The following is an 18,035-nucleotide window of genomic DNA, read 5'->3' as shown; positions in this document are numbered from 1 at the left end:
GCGCCGCGGGACGGCGGCGTTGCCGACCTCATTGAAGCCCGCGGCGCCTGCCGGGGCGTGGTCCCAAGGGCCCGGGTGCCGCCGCAGCGGCGTGCGTCCCCGCGTCCGCCGTCAGCCGGTCGGGCGACCGAGCCCCGGCAGTCCCAGCACCACCGGGCCACCGGGGGTCGCGCCCGCCACGGGGCCGCAGCCACCGCCCTGGCCACCGTGCGCGTGCTCGTCGCGGCCTTCGGTGCGCGCCTGCCACGCGTCGCCCGCACGCGTCCGACGGACGCGGAACCGGCCGCCGGGCGTGAGCGCCGAGTCCGCGACCAGGTGGTGCGGCGCGCTGCGGGTCACCTCGACGGTGACGAGGTCGCCGGGGCGTGGCGCGTCGGCGGGGTCGAGACCGGCGGGCAGCGCGAGGTGCACGAGGCGGTTGTCGCGGGCGCGGCCGGAGATGCGGGCGGTCGCGCCGTCCTTGCGCCCCTCCCCCTGCGCCACCAGCACGTCGACCGTCCGTCCCACCTGTGCCGCGTTGTCCTCGGCCGAGATCCGCTCCTGCAGCGCGACGAGCCGCTCGTACCGCTCCTGCACGACGGCCTTGGGCAGCTGGTCGGGCAGGTCCGCCGCGGGCGTCCCGGGCCGCTGCGAGTACTGGAAGGTGAAGGCCGAGCAGAACCGGGCCGCCTCGACGACGCGCAGGGTGTCCTCGAAGTCCTCGTCCGTCTCCCCGGGGAACCCGACGATGACGTCGCTGGTGATCGCCGCGTCGGGGATCGCGGCACGCACGCGGTCGAGGATGCCGAGGAACCGCTCCGCCCGGTACGACCGCCGCATCGCGCGCAGCACGCGGTCCGACCCGGACTGCAGCGGCATGTGGAGCTGAGGCATCACGGTCGGGGTGCTCGCCATCGCGTCGATCACGTCGTCGGTGAAGGCCGCCGGGTGGGGCGAGGTGAAGCGCACGCGCTCGAGACCGGGGACGGCCCCGACCGCGCGCAGCAGCTTGCCGAACGCGTGCCGGTCACCGAAGCCGACGCCGTAGGAGTTGACGTTCTGCCCCAGCAGCGTGACCTCGATCGCACCGGTGGCCACCAGCGCCTCGACCTCCGCGAGGATCTCCCCGGGCCGCCGGTCGCGCTCCTTGCCGCGCAGGTGCGGGACGATGCAGAACGTGCACGTGTTGTTGCAGCCGACGCTGATCGACACCCACCCCGCGTACACGGACTCCCGGCGGGTGGGCAGCGTGCTGGGGAAGACCTGCAGCGACTCGGCGATCTCGACCTGCGCCTGCGCGTTGTGCCGCGACCGCTCGAGGAGCGCCGGCAGCACGTCGAGGTTGTGCGTGCCGAAGACGACGTCGACCCAGGGCGCCCGCTCGACGATGCCGGCGCGGTCCTTCTGCGCGAGGCAGCCGCCGACCGCGATCTGCATGCCACCCGGCCGGGATCGCTTGGTGCCGGCGAGCCTGCCCAGGTTGCCGTAGAGCTTGTCCGCCGCGTTCTCACGGACGGCGCACGTGTTGATGACCAGGACGTCGACGTCCTCCGCCGCCGCGTCCGCCGGCGCGGCCGGGACGTACCCCGCCTGCTCGAGCATCCCGGCCATGTGCTCGGAGTCGTGCACGTTCATCTGGCAGCCGAGCGTGCGCACGAGGTACGTGCGGGCACGCCCGTCGGCCGGCGGGGGCGCGGGCGCAGCGACGGGGACGGCGACGGGGACGGGCAGGGTCGTGGACATCGCCTCCCAGGGTACGACGGGCCTGTCACCGGCCCGGACGCCACCGGCAGGGCCCTTTGCGTGTGAACCGGCTGTTACCGGTCCGTGACGCGCATCCGTGGCATTCGCAACATCTCACCCGTAGGTTCGGCACATGGCCGACAGCACCGCGGTGGATCCCGCCCCCGTCGTCGTGGACGGACGTCCGACCGGAGAGCCCCTGATCGTCCTCGACCACGTCGACAAGCACTTCGGTGCGCTGCACGTCCTCCAGGACGTCAACCTCACGGTCCACCGGGGCGAGGTCGTCGTCGTGATCGGGCCGTCGGGCTCCGGGAAGTCGACGCTGTGCCGCACGATCAACCGGCTCGAGACGATCGACTCGGGGACCATCACGCTGGACGGCAAGCCGCTGCCGGCCGAGGGCCGCGAGCTCGCTCGCCTGCGTGCCGACGTCGGCATGGTCTTCCAGTCGTTCAACCTGTTCGCGCACAAGACCGTGCTGGAGAACGTCACGCTCGGCCAGATCAAGGCCAAGCGGGTCAAGCCGTCCGAGGCGCGCACCACCGCGATGGAGATCCTCGAGCGGGTCGGTGTGGCCAACCAGGCGGACAAGCTGCCCGCGCAGCTCTCGGGCGGGCAGCAGCAGCGCGTCGCCATCGCGCGGGCACTGGCGATGCGCCCCAAGGCGATGCTCTTCGACGAGCCCACGTCCGCGCTCGACCCCGAGATGATCAACGAGGTCCTCGACGTCATGGTCGGCCTGGCCCGTGACGGCATGACGATGGTCGTCGTCACCCACGAGATGGGCTTCGCGCGCCGCGCCGCGCACCGCGTGGTCTTCATGGACGCGGGACAGGTCGTCGAGGAGGCCGATCCCGAGACGTTCTTCACCGCGCCGCGCAGCGAGCGCGCCCAGGACTTCCTGTCGAAGATCCTCACCCACTGACCGGCAGTCCACCCCGACCGCACGACCCGACCGCTCCCGAACCTCCGAGCCTCACCCAGGCGCCACCCGCGCCGACGCCATCGAAGGAGACGCACCATGCGACCCGTCCGTACCGGGCTCATCGCCCTGATGTCCGCCACCGTGCTCGCGCTCGCCGCCTGTGCCGGCGACGCCGACCCGGCGGAGACCGCCGCGCCGACCGACGACGGCATGGTCGAGGAGACGGCCGAGTTCCCCGAGGGCTCGACGATGGCGCGCCTGGCCGAGGCCGGGTCGATCACGATCGGCACCAAGTTCGACCAGCCCCTGTTCGGTCTCGTGGGGCCCAACGGCGTGCCCGTGGGCTTCGACGTCGAGATCGGCACGCTCATCGCCGAGAAGCTCGGCATCGCGGCCGAGGACATCGAGTGGGTCGAGACGATCTCCTCGAACCGCGAGGCGTTCATCCAGAACGGCCAGGTCGACATGGTCGTGGCCACGTACACGATCAACGACACGCGCAAGGAGGTCATCTCGTTCGCCGGGCCGTACTACCTGGCGGGTCAGTCGATCCTCACGCTGGCGTCGAACACCGACATCCAGGGCCCGGAGGACCTCGCGGGGAAGAACGTCTGCACCGCGTCGGGCTCCACGCCCGAGGCGAACCTCCTCGAGAACTACCCCGAGGCGAACGTCCAGGCGCTCGGGGCGTACTCGGACTGCATCGAGCCGCTGCGCAACGGGCAGGTCGACGCGATCAGCACCGACAACGTCATCCTCGCGGGCTTCGCCGACCAGTACGACGACCTGGAGGTGCGCGGCGACCCGTTCACCGAGGAGCCGTACGGCATCGGCCTGGCGCTCGACGACACCGACTTCCGGATGTGGATCAACGACGTGCTCGAGGAGGCGTTCGAGGACGGCACCTGGACCGAGGCGTGGGAGTCCACCGCCGGCACCGTGCTGCCGACCCCGGAGCCCCCGACGGTCGACCGCTACTGACCTCACCGGCACCGGGCCGCCCCCGCGAGGGGCGGCCCGGTGCCGTGCCGACCGACTGCCGCACGTCCCGGAGGACACGCGTGGACCTCATGGTCATCGCCGACAACATGCCGGCCTACCTGGCGGGCTTCCGCCTGACCGCACAGCTGACCCTCGTGTCCGGGGCGGGCGCGCTGGTCATCGGCCTGGCCGTCGCGGCCATGCGCGTGTCCCCGCTGGGCTCGTTGCGGGCGTTCGGCGCCGTGTACACCGAGCTCCTGCGCAACATGCCGCTCACGCTCATCTTCTTCTTCGCCGTCCTGGTCCTGCCGCAGTTCGGCGTCGTCCTGCCCTTCGGGTACTGGACCGCCATCATCTGCCTGACCGCCTACACGTCGGCCTTCGTCGCCGAGGCGGTGCGCTCGGGCATCAACGCCGTCGGGATCGGCCAGGCCGAGGCGGCCCGGGCGATCGGCCTGACCTTCGGCCAGTCCCTGACCAGCGTGATCCTGCCGCAGGCGGTCCGCTCGGTGATCCCGCCCCTCATCAACGTCATCATCGCGCTCGCCAAGAACACGTCGGTCGCCGCCGGGTTCGCGGTGGTCGAGCTCGTCGCGACCGGCCGTCGCCTGGCGCAGCAGAACCCCGGTGACGTCATGCTCCTGCTCGTCGGCGTCGCGGTGTTCTACCTGCTGTTCACGATCCCCGCGGGCCAGCTCGCGAACCTGCTCGAGCGGAAGGTGGCGTTCGCGCGATGAGCTCCCCCATCTCGATCCTGTACGACGCACCCGGGCCGCTCGCCCGGCGGCGCGAGCGCATCGGTTCCACGGTCGCCGCACTCGTGGTGCTCGCCCTGCTCGGCCTGGCCGTCTGGTACGCCGCCGGCCGCGACGTGTTCGCCCTCGAGCGGTGGGACGTGCTGTGGGACCCGCCGCGGGGCCAGACCGCCGCCGACGTGTGGCGCTCGCTGCTGGTCGTCGGCCTGGGGGCCACCCTGAAGGCCGCCGTCGTCGCCGCGCCCCTCGCCTTCGTCCTCGGCCTGGTGCTCGCGGTGTGCCGCACCGCCCGTCTCGCTCCCGTGCGCATCGGCGCGACGGTCGTCATCGAGCTCTTCCGCGGCCTGCCCGTGCTGCTCATGATGTTCTTCGCGCTGCTCGGCTTCGGCTGGAGCGCGTTCGCGGCGGTCCTGTTCGGTCTGACGGTCTACAACATGGCGATCATCGCGGAGATCGTGCGCGCCGGCCTCGCCTCGCTGCCCAAGGGCCAGTCTGAGGCCGCGTACGCCGTGGGGTTGTCGCGCGGCCAGACGCTGCGGCTGGTCCTGCTCCCGCAGGCGCTGCGGACGATGGCCCCGAGCCTCGTCGCGCAGCTCGTCGTGCTGCTGAAGGACTCCTCGCTGGGCTTCATCGTCGGGTACCCCGAGCTGCTCAAGGCCATCACGAACAACGGCCAGTTCTTCGGCAACACCTACCTGGTGGCGCTGTTCGCCGTGGGCGCGGGCATCTACCTCGTCGTCAACATCACGCTCTCGCGCCTGGCGCTGCGCCTGCGGGGCCGAGCACGGCGCACCGCCGCACCCGCCGTGGACCTCACGGCCGCGGTCACCCCGACGGGCGGCACGGCCGCCTGACGCCCGACGCGTGCCGGCGACCCCGCCGCGGGGGTGACGACGAGATCGTCCGCGGTCGCGGCTCAGCCGGCGGTCGCGCTCGCCCGCAGCTCGCGGACCACCGTGACCCTGATCTCGCCGGGGTACGTCAGGTCGGCCTCGATGTGCTTGGCGATCGCGGACGCGAGCTGCGGCAGCGCGTGGTCGTCCACCTCGTCCGGCTCGACGACGACGCGCACCTCGCGCCCGGCGGCCATGGCCAGCACCCGGCGCACGCCGTCGTGCGCCGCGACCAGCGCCTCGAGCGCCCCCATGCGCTCGACGTACTGGTCGATCTCCTGACGTCGCGCACCCGGCCTCGACGCGGAGATCGCGTCGGCCGCCTGCACGAGGACCGCCTCGACGGTGGTGGCCGGCACCTCGTCGTGGTGCGCGGCGATCGCGTTGACCACCGCCTCGGACTCCCCGCAGCGCCGCGCGAGGTCCGCCCCCACCGTCGCGTGCGTCCCCGGCACCTCGCCGGTCAGCGCCTTGCCCACGTCGTGCAGGAAGGCTCCGCGCCGGGCCACGGCGACGTCCGCCCCGACCTCGGCGGCGATGGCGGCGGCGATCTGGGCGCTCTCGACGAGGTGCTCGAGCACGTTCTGCCCGTACGAGGACCGCAGCCGCAGGCGGCCCATCGTCCGGACGAGGTCGGTGTGCAGGCGGTCGATCCCCGCGCGCTCCGCGGCGTCGTGCCCTGCCGCGTCGTGCCGGTCGTCGGCTCCGGCGAGAGCCTCCGCGTAGGCCGCCTCGATGCGTTGCGGGTGGATCCGCCCGTCGGCCATGAGCGCCTCGAGCGCGACCTGGGCGACCTCGCGGCGCTCGGCGTCGAAGCACGACAGCACCACGGTGTCCGGGGTCTCGTCGACGAGGACGTTGACGCCGGTGAGGGCCTCGAAGTGCCGGATGTTGCGGCCCTCCTTGCCGATGATCCGGCCCTTCATCTCGTCGGACGGCAGCGGGAGGATCGTCACGACGGGCTGCGCGCTCGTCGGCACGGCCACGCGCTGCACCGCCGTCGTGACGATGCGCCGGGCCCGCGCGTCCGCGGTCCGGCGTGCCTGCGCCTCGATCCGACGGACCTGCGCGGCGGCGGCGTCGGTCGCCTCGTCGGTGATGCGTCGGGTCAGCTCGGCCAGCGCCTCGTCATGCGTCAGGCCGCTGACGGACTCGAGCTCGGCGCGCGCCTGCGTGCGCGCGTCCGCGAGCCGTTCGTTGGCGGCGCGGTCGGCGTCGGCCAGGGTGCGGGCGGCGGCACGTTCGGCCTTGTCGAGCTCACGCGCGCCGGCGCGGCGGGCCTCGGCGAGCGCCTCGGCCTCGGCGCGTGTCCTGCGCTCCAGGTCGGAGAGCTCGGTGCGCTCGCTCGCGAGCGCCCGCTCACGGTCGGCGACCCGTCGCTCGCGCCGCTCGGCGTCGGCAAGCATCGCGCGGGCGTCGTCGCGGATCTGCGCCACGTCCTCGGTGGCGCGCCGCCGCTGCTGGTCCGCCTCGCGGCGGGCGGTGAGCACGAGGATGAGCGCGACGAGGCATGCACCGAGCAGCCCCACGATGGTGGCGATCGCACCCGGCTCCACGAGGACCTCCTGACGTGGCGCCCGTGGCCGGGCGCCTGACCCCCCATTGTCACCGGTGACCCGGGCGGGATCGCGTCGCCGCGCCCGGCCGCGGCCGCTCAGTCACCCGCCGCGAGACCGTCCTCGACGGCGGCGTCCTCGACCCCCTCGGCAGCGAGCTCCTCGCGGACGAGGCGCCCTACGAGCCCGGGCGGGTAGCCCTTGCGCCCCAGCGCGGCGCAGATGCGCCGGACCCGCACGGGTGTCTCGAGCCCGGCGGTGGTGCGGAGCCGTCGCCGCACGAGCTCGCGTGCCGCGTGCTCCTCGTCGGCGTCGTCGACGTCCTCGAGGGCCACGGCGGCGGTCTCGTCGTCGATCCCCTTGCGTCGCAGCTCCATCGCCAGCGCCCGGCGCGAGAGCCCTCGCTCGCTGTGACGCGACCGGACGAACATCCGCGCGTACTCCTGGTCGTCGATGAGGCCGACCTCGGTGAAGCGGTCGAGGACCCGTGCCGCGACGTCCGCGGGCACGTCGCGTCGAGCGAGCGCGTCCTCGAGCTGGCCACGCGACTGCGCCGCCCCGGTCAGGCGGCGCAGGACGATGGCGCGCGCCACTGACTCCGGGTCCGGCTCCGGGTCGTGCGCCGCGCTGCCCGCGTCGGGCGGCTCGACGGCCGGCCGGCCGCGGCGTCGCGCCGCGGACCGGCCGGTGAGATCCCCCACGCCGGTCAGAAGTCGACCGCGACCGGGGCGTCGGCAGGGGCGTCGACCTTGGCCCCGATGCCGAGCTTCTCGAGGATCTTCTTGTCCAGCTCGTTGGCCAGGTCGGGGTTGTCGCGCAGGAACTTGCGGGCGTTCTCCTTGCCCTGACCGAGCTGGTCCCCCTCGTAGGTGAACCACGCACCCGACTTGCGCACGAAGCCGTGCTCCACGCCCATGTCGATGAGCGAGCCCTCGCGGGAGATGCCGACGCCGTAGAGGATGTCGAACTCCGCCTGCTTGAACGGCGGGGCCATCTTGTTCTTCACGACCTTGACGCGGGTGCGGTTGCCCACGGCCTCGGTCCCCTCCTTGAGGGTCTCGATGCGGCGGATGTCCATGCGCACCGACGCGTAGAACTTGAGCGCCTTGCCGCCGGTGGTGGTCTCCGGGCTGCCGAAGAACACCCCGATCTTCTCGCGCAGCTGGTTGATGAAGATGGCGGTCGTCCCGGAGGCGTTGAGCGCACCGGTGATCTTGCGCAGCGCCTGCGACATGAGCCGCGCCTGCAGACCGACGTGGGAGTCGCCCATCTCCCCCTCGATCTCCGCCTTGGGCACGAGCGCGGCGACGGAGTCGATGACGATGATGTCGATCGCGCCCGAGCGGATCAGCGTGTCCATGATCTCGAGCGCCTGCTCGCCGTTGTCGGGCTGCGAGACGAGCAGCGCGTCGGTGTCGACACCCAGCTTCTTGGCGTACTCGGGGTCGAGCGCGTGCTCGGCGTCGATGAACGCCGCGATCCCGCCCAGCTTCTGGGCGTTGGCCACCGCGTGCAGCGCGACCGTCGTCTTGCCGGAGGACTCCGGGCCGTACACCTCCACGACGCGCCCGCGCGGCAGGCCGCCGATGCCGAGCGCGACGTCGAGGGCGATGGAGCCCGTGGGGATCACCTCGACGGGGGCACGGCCCTCGTCCCCGAGGCGCATGACCGACCCCTTGCCGAACTGGCGGTCGATCTGGCTGAGTGCGGCCTCGAGGGCCTTCGCGCGGTCCGGAGCGGGCATGGTCCACCTCGTCGTCTCGTGCAGCGTCTGCTGCTCCTGCGGGGGCTGGTCGTGTCGCGGTGACGCTATGCCCGACCACCGACATCCCGTCCGGACCGACCGTCGACCCGTGGACCGGCACGCGGCCGGGCGGGGTTGTGGTCGGTTCGACCGTGTCACCGAGGACCACCGTACCCGAACACCTGTTCGACGCGGTGCGGCGACACGCGCGTGTCGTCACCCCCCGGCCACGCCCGGCGCCCGCTCCACCGTGGTGGTGTCCCCGGGCTGCAGCACGCACGGCCGCACGTCGGGGGCGACGCGGTGCACGGCCGCCTCGAACGCCCGGCCCGCCCGGTCCATCCAGCCCGGCGGCAGCCGCCGCGAGGCCGGTGCGTGCAGCGTCCCCCAGTGCACGGGCACCGCGACCCGGGCACCCACCAGCGCGCACACCCGCGCGGCCTCGAGCGGGTCCAGGTGACCCCCCGACAACCTCGGTCCCCACCCGCCGACCGGTACCAGCGCGAGATCGACCGGCGCGCCGGCCAGGTCCGGGACGTGCGCGAGGCCGGGGAACGGCCCGGTGTCACCCGCGAACCACACGGTCAGACCGCCACCGCGCATGACGAAGCCGGTCGCGGCGTTGGGACGGTGCGGCATCGGACGGTGGCCGTGCTCGGCCGGCACCGTCCGCACCCGGGCGCTGCCGCCGACGCGCCCCGTCAGCGTGCACCACCGCCCGGGTGCGACGCCCACGCCGCGCACCCCGTGCGACGCGAGCCAGTGCGCGCTCGACGGTGCCGCGAGGACCGGGACGGGGCCGAGCATGCGCAGCGACCCGAGCTCGGCGTGGTCGTGGTGCAGGTGCGAGACCACCGCCGCGTCCGCCCCCGCCCAGTCGGAGGCCCGGGGCGCGCGCCCGCCCCGGCGCCGCAGCACGCCCGCGTGGCGCTGCAGCAACGGGTCCGTCACGATCCGGACGCCGCCGACGTCGAGCACGACCGTCGCGTGCCCCAGCCAGCGCACCTGCACGCTCACGGGGCCGCCCGCCCCGGCGCCGTCACGGGTGCAGGCCGCAGCCCGCGCTCCACCTGCCACGTGACGAGCTGGGCGTGGACCGCGTCCGGCCCGACGAGCATCCGACGCCCGTCGACGTCCTCGCGGCGCGCGTCGTCGACGACGAGGCCGACCGGGTGGAGCAGGAACGCGAGGTTCTGCGCACCACCGAGGCCGCCGTGCGAGCCGACCTGCCCCTCGAACGCGTGCACCTGGCCGCGTGGACCCACGGCGGACACCACGAGGAGGTCGCCCGTGTCCGGCAGGCGCGCGGCGCGCACGAGGTCGGCCCGCGCCCGGCCCGGGTACGGCGCGAGCGGGTCCTCGCCCTGCACCACCTCGCCCTCGGCCTCGAGGAGCCGCAGCCCCCGCGCGCCGACGGCGACGAGCCCGCGGGTCCGCGAGTCCACGACGACCACGCCGACGGCGGGCCTGCCCGCCAGGCCGGCGACGAGACCGGGCCACCGCTCCTGCACGTCCTCCAGCCGCAGCCGGCGCGGCCCGTCGGGGAACCACACGAGGCCGAGGTTGCCCGACCCGACGACCACGACGTCCGGGACCTCGCCGGGCTGCGCCGCCCGCGCGCGGCCGTGCTCGCGGACGCGCGGCGCGCCGTCGTCCCGCCCGGCGTGCCCCCGACGCCGGTCGGGTCCGGCGTCCGGGCCGAGCACGACACGGTCCCCCGGCCTGCCCAGCACACCGGTGAGCAGGGCGTTCAGCGGCCCCCAGTCCTCGCCGTCCGCGCTCTGCAACCCGCGTGCACCCGGGTCGGCCATGAGGGCGCGCACCGTGTCCAGCAGCGTGCGGCCCTCGACCTGCTCGAAGGTCGCGCCGAGCGTCTGGCCGTGGTCGGACAGCACCACCAGGTCGTACGCGCGCGGCGCCACGCGGACGACGCCCTCGAGCACCCGCAGCACCTGGTCCAGCCCCTCGAGCGACCGCAGCGACTCGGGTCGGGTCGGTCCTGCGTGGTGCGCGACCTCGTCGTAGTCGACGAGGTCGACGAACACCGTCGGGTCGCCGCGCACGAGCGCGTCGGCCACGAGCGACGTCGCCAGGTCGCGCAGCAGCACGTTGCTCACGGCGCGCAGCAGCACGTACCACCCGCCGCGCGGCACGCGGGGGCGCACGTCGTGCACGGCCTGCCGGCGCGCCTGGTAGAGCTCCTTGACCACCTCCCCGACCGTCAGCGTCACGGCACGCGCCAGGACGAACGGCCGGGCGAACACCCGCACGTAGCCGGGGCCGGGGCCCAGCCCGTGCCGACGTCCGCGGCTCATCACCAGGTAGGTGGCGCGCGCGTCCCCCGAGAACATGGTCGCGACCGCGGTGCCGCCGTGCGCCAGCAGGCCGGTGCCGTCGCTCAGCCGCGCCTCCACGAGCGCCGCGTCGTCCGGGTGGTTCGTCACCACGAGCCGGCCGAGGTCGCGGTCCCACCACCGGAAGGCGGGGATCCGGTCGGCCGCGCCGTGCAGGAGGCCGGCGTGGGCCGCCGGCGTGGTGCACGGCACACCTGCCCACCACGCCTCGAGGCGGTGGGTGCCCGCCTCGACCCAGCGCTGCACCGTCGGCACGAGCCCGGCGTCGACGGCCTGGTCGAGCACCGGTGCGCTGACCCCGTCGAGCTGGACCACGAGCAGACCGGGCGGCCGCGCCGCCGCGCCCGTGGCGCCCGCCGCGCGGGCCCGCCGTCGCGCGCGCCGCACGACGTCGTCGACGACGTAGGCGTTGTCGCTCGCGCCCCACAGCCACCGTCCGGTCGCCATCACCACCCCGGTGAGCAGCAGCACCCACAGGACGGCCCAGCCCGACGTCACCTCGAGGCCCGGTGCCACGAGCAGGGCGCCCCAGGCGACGAGCAGCTGCGCGGTCAGGCCCGCGACGAGCGCGCCGGCCGCGCCCCCGACCGCCGCCAGCAGCCGCAGCGGCGCCCGCAGCACGAGGTCGCCGACGGCGACCGCGAGCGCCGCCAGCAGCACCCCCCACGGTGCGCTCGCGCCGACGCCGTCCACGACGGCGACGGCGGCGCCCAGCCCGAGCGCGGTCACGACCAGCGAGAGCGCGGCGTCCGCCGCGTCGGACGCCCGCGGCAGCCACCGCGCGCGCGGCGGGCGGGCGACCGGGGGCGCACCACCGGCCGGACCGTCCGCGTCGTCGCCCGGCGCCCCCGCGCGGCCCACGTCAGCGCCCGGCGTGCCGCGGCGGCGCCTGCCGACGGTGGTCGGTGCCCCAGCGTGCGGACTCGGGCACGCCGACCGCGTCGCACAGCGCGTGCCACACCACCCGCGGCTCGACGCCCTCGGCCAGCGCCGCCGCACCCGTGCGACCCCCGAGGTCGCCGAGCACGAGCTCCTCCATCAGCAGACGTCCCTCGACGGGACCCAGCACGTCGGCGACCAGCTCGGCAAGCTCGCGGTTCCTCACCCCACCAGCCTGCCACCGGCAGCCGGTGGCGCGCGCGTGTCGGTCCCTGCCGACACAATGTCCCGGTGGTGCTCGACCGCTTCTCCGCCCCGACCCGCAGCTGGTTCACGGGGGCGTTCGACGCGCCCACGGCGGCGCAGGTGGGCGCGTGGGAGGCGGTCTCGGGCGGCGACCACGCCCTGGTCGTCGCGCCGACCGGCTCGGGCAAGACGCTCGCGGCGTTCCTGTGGGCCCTGGACGGGCTCCTGACCGGCGACGTGCCGGCGGAGCCGGCGCAGCGCTGCCGGGTCGTCTACGTCTCCCCCCTGAAGGCGCTGGCCACCGACGTCGAGCGCAACCTGCGCTCGCCACTCGTCGGGATCCGGCAGGCGGCGACGCGGCTCGGCAGGTCCCTGCCGGAGGTCGCGGTCGGGATCCGCACGGGTGACACGCCGCCCGCCGAGCGGCGCGCCTTCGCCACGACACCGCCGGACGTCCTCATCACGACGCCCGAGTCCCTGTACCTGGTGCTGACGTCGGGGGCACGCCGCGGGCTGGCCGGGGTGCGCACGGTCATCGTCGACGAGATCCACGCGGTGGCGGGCACCAAGCGCGGCGCCCACCTCGCGGTGAGCCTCGAGCGTCTCGACGCGCTGCTCGAGACCGACGGCGGCCCGGGCCCGGCGCAGCGGGTCGGGCTCTCGGCGACCGTGCGACCCGTCGACGCGGTCGCGGCGTTCCTGGGCGGGGCGCGGGCCCCGGCCGACGGCGGCCGGCCCGTGGTCGTCGTGCAGCCTCCGTCGCAGAAGGTCATCGAGGTCGAGGTGGTCGTCCCGGTCCCCGACCTGGGCGACCTCGCGGCCGCGGCACGCCCCCGCGCGGGCGGGTCCGTCGCCGGCGTCGTCGACCGCTACGGCGGCCCCGGGATCGACCCCGACCTGGCAGGCTTCGGTGCCCCCGCCCCCGGGGCGGCGCCGGTCGAGCCCGACGCCGGGCAGCAGCCGCGCGCGTCGATCTGGCCGCACGTCGAGGAGCGCGTCGTCGACCTCGTCGCCAGCCACCGGTCGACGCTGGTGTTCACGAACTCCCGGCGGGGAGCCGAGCGGCTCACGGCTCGCATCAACGAGGTCTGGGCCGAGCGCCGGGGTGAGGACGTGCCGGACCCGGGGGCCGTGCGCGCGGCCGCGGTGCCCGGCCAGTCGGGTACCGCGGCGGGCGTCGACACGCGCGACGCCTCGACGATCGTGGCGCGCGCGCACCACGGCTCGATGAGCCGGGCCGAGCGGACCCGCACGGAGACCGAGCTCAAGGCGGGACGGCTGCCCGCCGTCGTGGCGACCAGCTCGCTCGAGCTGGGCATCGACATGGGCGCGCTCGACCTGGTGGTGCAGGTCGGGGCCCCGCCGTCGGTCGCCAGCGGGCTGCAGCGGGTGGGGCGTGCGGGCCACCAGGTCGGTGCGGTCTCCCGCGGCGTGGTCTTCCCGACGTACCGCGGCGAGCTGGTGCCGGCCGCAGTGACCGCCCAGCGCATGCGCACCGGCGAGCTCGAGGCGCTGACCGTCCCGGCCAACCCGCTGGACGTGCTCGCCCAGCAGGTCGTCGCGATGGTGGCCGTCGACGACTGGTCGGTGGAGGACCTGGCACGCGTCGTGCGCCGCGCCGCGCCGTTCGCGGGCCTGGGCGACGGCACGCTGCACGCGGTCCTCGACATGCTGGCGGGGCGGTACCCGTCCGAGGACTTCGCCGAGCTGCGCCCCCGCGTGGTGTGGGACCGGGTCGCGGACGTGCTCTCGGGCCGCCCGGGGGCGCTGCGCCTGGCCGTGACGAGCGGCGGCACGATCCCCGACCGCGGCCTGTTCGGGGTGTTCCTCGCGGGTGGCGGCGAGACCGCCGACGTGCCCGCCGACGCCGAGCGGTCCGGCGGTCGGGTCCGCGGCGGCAAGCGGGTGGGCGAGCTCGACGAGGAGATGGTCTACGAGTCGCGCGTCGGCGACACGTTCACGCTGGGCTCCAGCACGTGGCGCATCGAGGACATCACGCCGGACCGTGTGCTCGTCTCACCGGCCCCCGGCGTCCCGGGCCGGCTCCCGTTCTGGAAGGGCGACGCCCCGGGGCGCCCGGCCGAGCTCGGCCGGGCCGTCGGCGCCTGGGTCCGCGAGGTGGCGGCACTGCCGGACGCGGGCGCGCGGGCGCGCGTCGAGGGCGCCGGCCTCGATCCGTGGGCGGCGGACAACCTGCTCGCGTACCTGCGCGACCAGCAGGCCGCGACCGGACAGCTGCCGAGCGACACGGTCGTCGTGGTCGAGCGGTTCCGCGACGAGCTGGGCGACTGGCGCATCGTGGTGCACTCCCCCTACGGCGCGCGGGTCCACGCACCCTGGGCGCTGGTCCTCGCGGCCCGGCTGCGCGAGCGGTACGGGGTCGACGCCGCCGCCATGCACGCGGACGACGGGATCGTCCTGCGCCTGCCCGACGTGCTCGACGGCGCCGCGGACGCGGCGTGGGGGGACGACGCCACCGAGGCGGACGCCGGTCCGCGGCTGACGCTGGAGGACCTGCTCCTCGACCCGGACGAGGTGCTGGCGTCCGTCCGGGACGAGCTCGGCGCGTCCGCGATGTTCGCCGCCCGCTTCCGGGAGGCCGCGGGCCGTGCGCTCCTGCTCCCCCGGCGACGCCCGGACCGCCGCCAGCCGCTGTGGCAGCAGCGCCAGCGCGCCGCCCAGCTGCTGGAGGTGGCCGCCCGGTACCCCGACTTCCCGATCCTCCTGGAGGCCGTGCGGGAGTGCCTGCAGGACGACTTCGACACCGAGGCGCTCATCGGCCTCATGCGGGACGTCGCCGCAGGTCGGGTCCGCGTCGTCGAGGTGACCACCGCCCACCCCTCGCCCTTCGCCCAGTCCCTGCTCTTCGGCTACACGGCGCAGTTCCTCTACGAGGGCGACGCCCCGCTCGCGGAGCGCCGCGCGGCCGCCCTCACGCTCGACCCGACGCTCCTCGCCGAGCTGCTGGGGACGGGTGGGGAGTCGCAGCTCGCGGACCTGCTCGACCCCGAGGCCGTCGAGCGCACCGAGGCGGAGCTCGCCGGCACCGCCCCCGACCGGCAGGCCGGGACCCTCGAGCAGGTCGCGGACGTGCTGCGGCGGCACGGGCCGTTGACGGCCGCGGAGGTCGCCGCCCGCACCCGCCCGGACGTGCGCGACGACGTGCCCGGGTGGCTCGACGAGCTCGCGTCCGCGCGCCGGGCCATCCGCGTCCGCCTCGGCGGCGTGCCGGCCGACCGCACCGAGCAGTGGGCCGCGGTGGAGGACGCCGGACGCCTGCGCGACGCGCTGGGGGTCGCGCTGCCCGTGGGGGTGCCCGAGGTGTTCACGGAGGTGCTGCCGGACCCGCTCGCGGACCTGCTGCGCCGGCACGCCCGCACCCGGGGGCCGTTCCCCGCCGCGCAGGTCGCCGCACGGTTCGGTCTCGGTGTCGCTGTCGTCACCGAGGTGCTGCGCCGGCTCGAGGCGTCGCGCGTGCTCGTCCAGGGGCGGCTGCGACCCGACGTGCTCGGCGGCACCGGTGACGAGTTCTGCGACGCGGACGTGCTGCGTCGGCTGCGGCAGCGCTCGCTCGCCGCGCTGCGGGCCCAGGTCGAGCCCGTGGACCCGCAGGCGCTGGGCGTGTTCCTGCCCCAGTGGCAGGGGGTCCAGGTCGCGGGGCGCCGCCCGAGCGGCCTGCGGGGGGTCGACGCGGTGGCCCGCGCGGTGGAGCAGCTCGCCGGGTTCGCCGTGCCGGCCTCGGCGCTCGAGTCCCACGTCCTGCCCGCGCGGGTCCCCGACTACGTCCCGGCGATGCTCGACGAGCTGACGTCCGCCGGCGAGGTGCTGTGGGCGGGGCACGCGCCGCTCGCAGGTCACGACGGCCTGGTGTCCCTGCACCCCGCGGCGGTCGCGGACCTGACGCTGGCACCCGTCCCGGACCTCGAGGAACCTGAGGCCCCCGCCACCACGCGCACGCACCGCGCCGTCCTCACGGCCCTCGAGGGTGGGGGCGCGTGGTTCCTCGGTGCGCTCGTCGACCGGGTGGGCGCCGTCTGGCTCGACGAGGACGCGCCGCCCGACGCACCGGCGGTCCTCGCGGCGCTGTGGGACCTGGTCTGGGCGGGCCGGGTGACCAACGACGGGCTCGGACCCCTACGTGCGTGGCTCGCGGGCGGCCCGACCGCGCACCGCACGCGCGCCGCGCCGGCCCGCGGCCGCCCGATGCGACCGCGGCTGGGGCTGCGGGCCGGCGGGCGGCTCGGGCTGCCACCGACGCCGCGCGACGGGACGTCCCCCCGGTCCACGGGATCGGGCACGGGACCGGGCGCGGGCCGCTGGTCGTTGCTGCCCCCTCGGGAGCCCGACGTCACGGTGCGCGCGCACGCGCTCGCCGCCCAGCTGCTCGACCGCCACGGCGTGCTGACCCGAGCGGTGGCACCCGCCGAGGGCATCGGTGGGCGGTTCGCCGCCGTGTACCGCGTGCTCGCCGCGCTCGAGCAGCAGGGTCAGGTGCGGCGCGGCTACTTCGTGGAGCGGCTGGGCGGGTCGCAGTTCGCGCTCCCCGGTGCGGTCGACCGCCTGCGGACCGACGCGGAGGTCGTCGAGCAGGCCCGCGAGCGCGCGGCCGACCGGCGTGACGCGGCGCCGGCCGGACCGACGCTGCCCTGGCAGGACGTCCCCCGACCGGCGTGGGGGGCCCCGTCCGGGCCCGCGGCGTGGGGCGGCCCGAGCGAGGCGACCACGGCGCGGGACACGCCGTGGGCCATCGTGCTGGCCGCGACCGACCCGGCCAACCCCTTCGGAGCGGCGCTGGCCTGGCCCGACCCGCCCGAGGGGCGCGACGGCGCCCGCCACCGCCCCGGCCGCAAGGCCGGTGCCCTGGTCACGCTCGTCGACGGGGCCCTGGTGATGTACCTGGAACGCGGCGGCCGCACGCTGCTGACGTTCACCGACGACCCCGCACCCCTCGCCGCCGCGGCCGACGCGCTCGCGTCCACGGCTCGCGACCGGCGGGTGGGCCGGCTGACGGTCGAGCGGATCGACGGCGTCCCGGTCCTGTCGTCCGAGGTGCTCGCCGCGGCCGCCGCGACGGCGCTGGCCGGGGCCGGGTTCCTCACCACCCCGCGCGGCCTGCGGCTGCAGGCCTCGTGACGACGTCCGGAGCCCGCGGTGCCGGAGGGTGACGTCCTGCGGCGCACCGCCGCCCACCTCGACCGCGCGCTGGCCGGGCACCGCCTCCTGCGTGCCGACCTGCGGTGGCCGACCGCGGCGACCGTGGACCTCACGGGGCGCACGGTCCTGGGGACCCGCCCCTACGGCAAGCACCTGCTGACACGGTTCGACGACGGCCGGACGCTGCACACCCACCTGCGGATGGACGGCACGTGGCGCATCGTCCCCACCTCCGAGCGACGGGCCGCGGCGCGCTCGCCCCAGGTGCGTGCCGTGCTCGGCGACTCCCGGTGGACGGCCGTCGGCTACCTGCTGGGCATGCTCGACGTCGTGCCCACGAGCACCGAGCGCTCCCTGCTGGGGCACCTGGGCCCCGACGTCCTGGACGGCGACTTCGACGCGACGCCCGGTGTGCCGTGGGCCGGTCCCCCGGTGCTCGACCTGCCCACGCCCGGCATCGACGAGGCGCTGCGGCGCTGGGCCGCCCAGGGCGAGCGGCCCGTCGCCGAGGTGCTGCTCGACCAACGGGTCGTGGTGGGGATCGGCACCATCTTCATGGCCGAGTCGTTGTTCGCGCGCGGCTGGTGGCCGTGGGCGCCCGCCGCCGCGGTGACCGACGCCGACGAGGTGCTGCGCGCCGCCCGGGCGCTGCTGCGCACGTCGGTGGCCACCGGTCGCCCGCCGGCGTCCGTCTACGGGCGCGAAGGCCGGTCCTGCCCGCGCTGCGGCGCACGGGTGGCGCGCGGCGACGTGGGCTCCCCGCCCACGCAGCGCCAGGCGTACTGGTGCCCGGGCTGCCAGGTCCGCGGGCGTGCCTGAGGCG

General features: G+C 75.7%; 13 protein-coding genes. 6 read left to right on the top strand and 7 right to left on the bottom strand.

What is annotated here, in order from left to right:
* Positions 1–111: 111 nt before the first annotated feature.
* Positions 112–1,722, bottom strand: a complete 1,611-nt coding sequence (gene miaB / locus Cph01nite_RS01400) for a tRNA (N6-isopentenyl adenosine(37)-C2)-methylthiotransferase MiaB (protein ID WP_203670553.1) — start codon at positions 1,720–1,722, stop codon at positions 112–114.
* A gap of 133 nt (positions 1,723–1,855) precedes the next feature.
* Between miaB and Cph01nite_RS01395 the strand changes: the two genes are divergently transcribed.
* The 4 genes from Cph01nite_RS01395 to Cph01nite_RS01380 all read left to right on the top strand — a co-directional run bounded on the left by Cph01nite_RS01395 (position 1,856) and on the right by Cph01nite_RS01380 (position 5,240).
* Positions 1,856–2,650, top strand: coding sequence for an amino acid ABC transporter ATP-binding protein (locus tag Cph01nite_RS01395; protein ID WP_275407376.1), 795 nt, complete (start codon positions 1,856–1,858; stop codon positions 2,648–2,650).
* Between the two features lie 96 nt (positions 2,651–2,746).
* A complete protein-coding gene (locus Cph01nite_RS01390; protein WP_203670552.1) occupies positions 2,747–3,631 on the top strand; it encodes a glutamate ABC transporter substrate-binding protein in 885 nt (294 codons plus the stop codon).
* An 89-nt stretch (positions 3,632–3,720) separates the two neighbouring features.
* Positions 3,721–4,368, top strand: a complete 648-nt coding sequence (locus Cph01nite_RS01385) for an amino acid ABC transporter permease (protein ID WP_203670664.1) — start codon at positions 3,721–3,723, stop codon at positions 4,366–4,368.
* On the top strand, positions 4,365–5,240 hold the full coding sequence (locus Cph01nite_RS01380) for an amino acid ABC transporter permease (protein ID WP_203670551.1): 876 nt from the start codon (positions 4,365–4,367) through the stop codon (positions 5,238–5,240). Before Cph01nite_RS01385 ends, Cph01nite_RS01380 begins: the two co-directional genes overlap by 4 nt.
* A gap of 62 nt (positions 5,241–5,302) precedes the next feature.
* Here Cph01nite_RS01380 and rny read toward each other — a convergent pair whose 3' ends face one another.
* The 6 genes from rny to Cph01nite_RS01350 form a co-directional block, all read right to left on the bottom strand.
* On the bottom strand, positions 5,303–6,835 hold the full coding sequence (rny, locus tag Cph01nite_RS01375; RefSeq protein ID WP_203670550.1) for a ribonuclease Y: 1,533 nt from the start codon (positions 6,833–6,835) through the stop codon (positions 5,303–5,305).
* A 98-nt stretch (positions 6,836–6,933) separates the two neighbouring features.
* Positions 6,934–7,536, bottom strand: coding sequence for a regulatory protein RecX (locus tag Cph01nite_RS01370; RefSeq protein WP_203670549.1), 603 nt, complete (start codon positions 7,534–7,536; stop codon positions 6,934–6,936).
* Positions 7,537–7,541: 5 nt separating this feature from the next.
* Positions 7,542–8,579: a recombinase RecA gene (gene recA, locus Cph01nite_RS01365; RefSeq protein WP_203670548.1), complete on the bottom strand. Its 1,038-nt coding sequence runs from the start codon at positions 8,577–8,579 to the stop codon at positions 7,542–7,544.
* A gap of 216 nt (positions 8,580–8,795) precedes the next feature.
* Positions 8,796–9,596, bottom strand: a complete 801-nt coding sequence (locus tag Cph01nite_RS01360) for an MBL fold metallo-hydrolase (protein WP_203670547.1) — start codon at positions 9,594–9,596, stop codon at positions 8,796–8,798.
* Positions 9,593–11,794 carry an alkaline phosphatase family protein gene (locus Cph01nite_RS01355; RefSeq protein WP_203670546.1) on the bottom strand — a complete coding sequence of 734 codons (2,202 nt, stop codon included), beginning with the start codon at positions 11,792–11,794 and terminating at the stop codon, positions 9,593–9,595. Before Cph01nite_RS01355 ends, Cph01nite_RS01360 begins: the two co-directional genes overlap by 4 nt.
* A gap of 1 nt (position 11,795) precedes the next feature.
* Complete coding sequence (locus Cph01nite_RS01350; RefSeq protein WP_203670545.1) at positions 11,796–12,038, bottom strand: DUF3046 domain-containing protein; 243 nt, start codon at positions 12,036–12,038, stop codon at positions 11,796–11,798.
* 65 nt (positions 12,039–12,103) lie between these two features.
* On the opposite strand from Cph01nite_RS01350, the gene Cph01nite_RS01345 reads away from it, so the two are divergent.
* Both Cph01nite_RS01345 and Cph01nite_RS01340 read left to right on the top strand, forming a co-directional pair.
* Positions 12,104–17,191 (top strand): Lhr family ATP-dependent helicase, encoded by a 5,088-nt coding sequence (locus tag Cph01nite_RS01345; RefSeq protein WP_203670544.1) that lies wholly within the window; start codon positions 12,104–12,106, stop codon positions 17,189–17,191.
* Between the two features lie 18 nt (positions 17,192–17,209).
* A complete protein-coding gene (locus Cph01nite_RS01340; RefSeq protein ID WP_203670543.1) occupies positions 17,210–18,031 on the top strand; it encodes a DNA-formamidopyrimidine glycosylase family protein in 822 nt (273 codons plus the stop codon).
* The last annotated feature ends 4 nt before the right edge of the window (positions 18,032–18,035 follow it).

Origin of the sequence: Cellulomonas phragmiteti, from assembly GCF_016862775.1 — a bacterium.
GTDB lineage: Bacteria > Actinomycetota > Actinomycetes > Actinomycetales > Cellulomonadaceae > Cellulomonas > Cellulomonas phragmiteti.
This window is presented reverse-complemented; position numbering and strand designations above follow the sequence as displayed.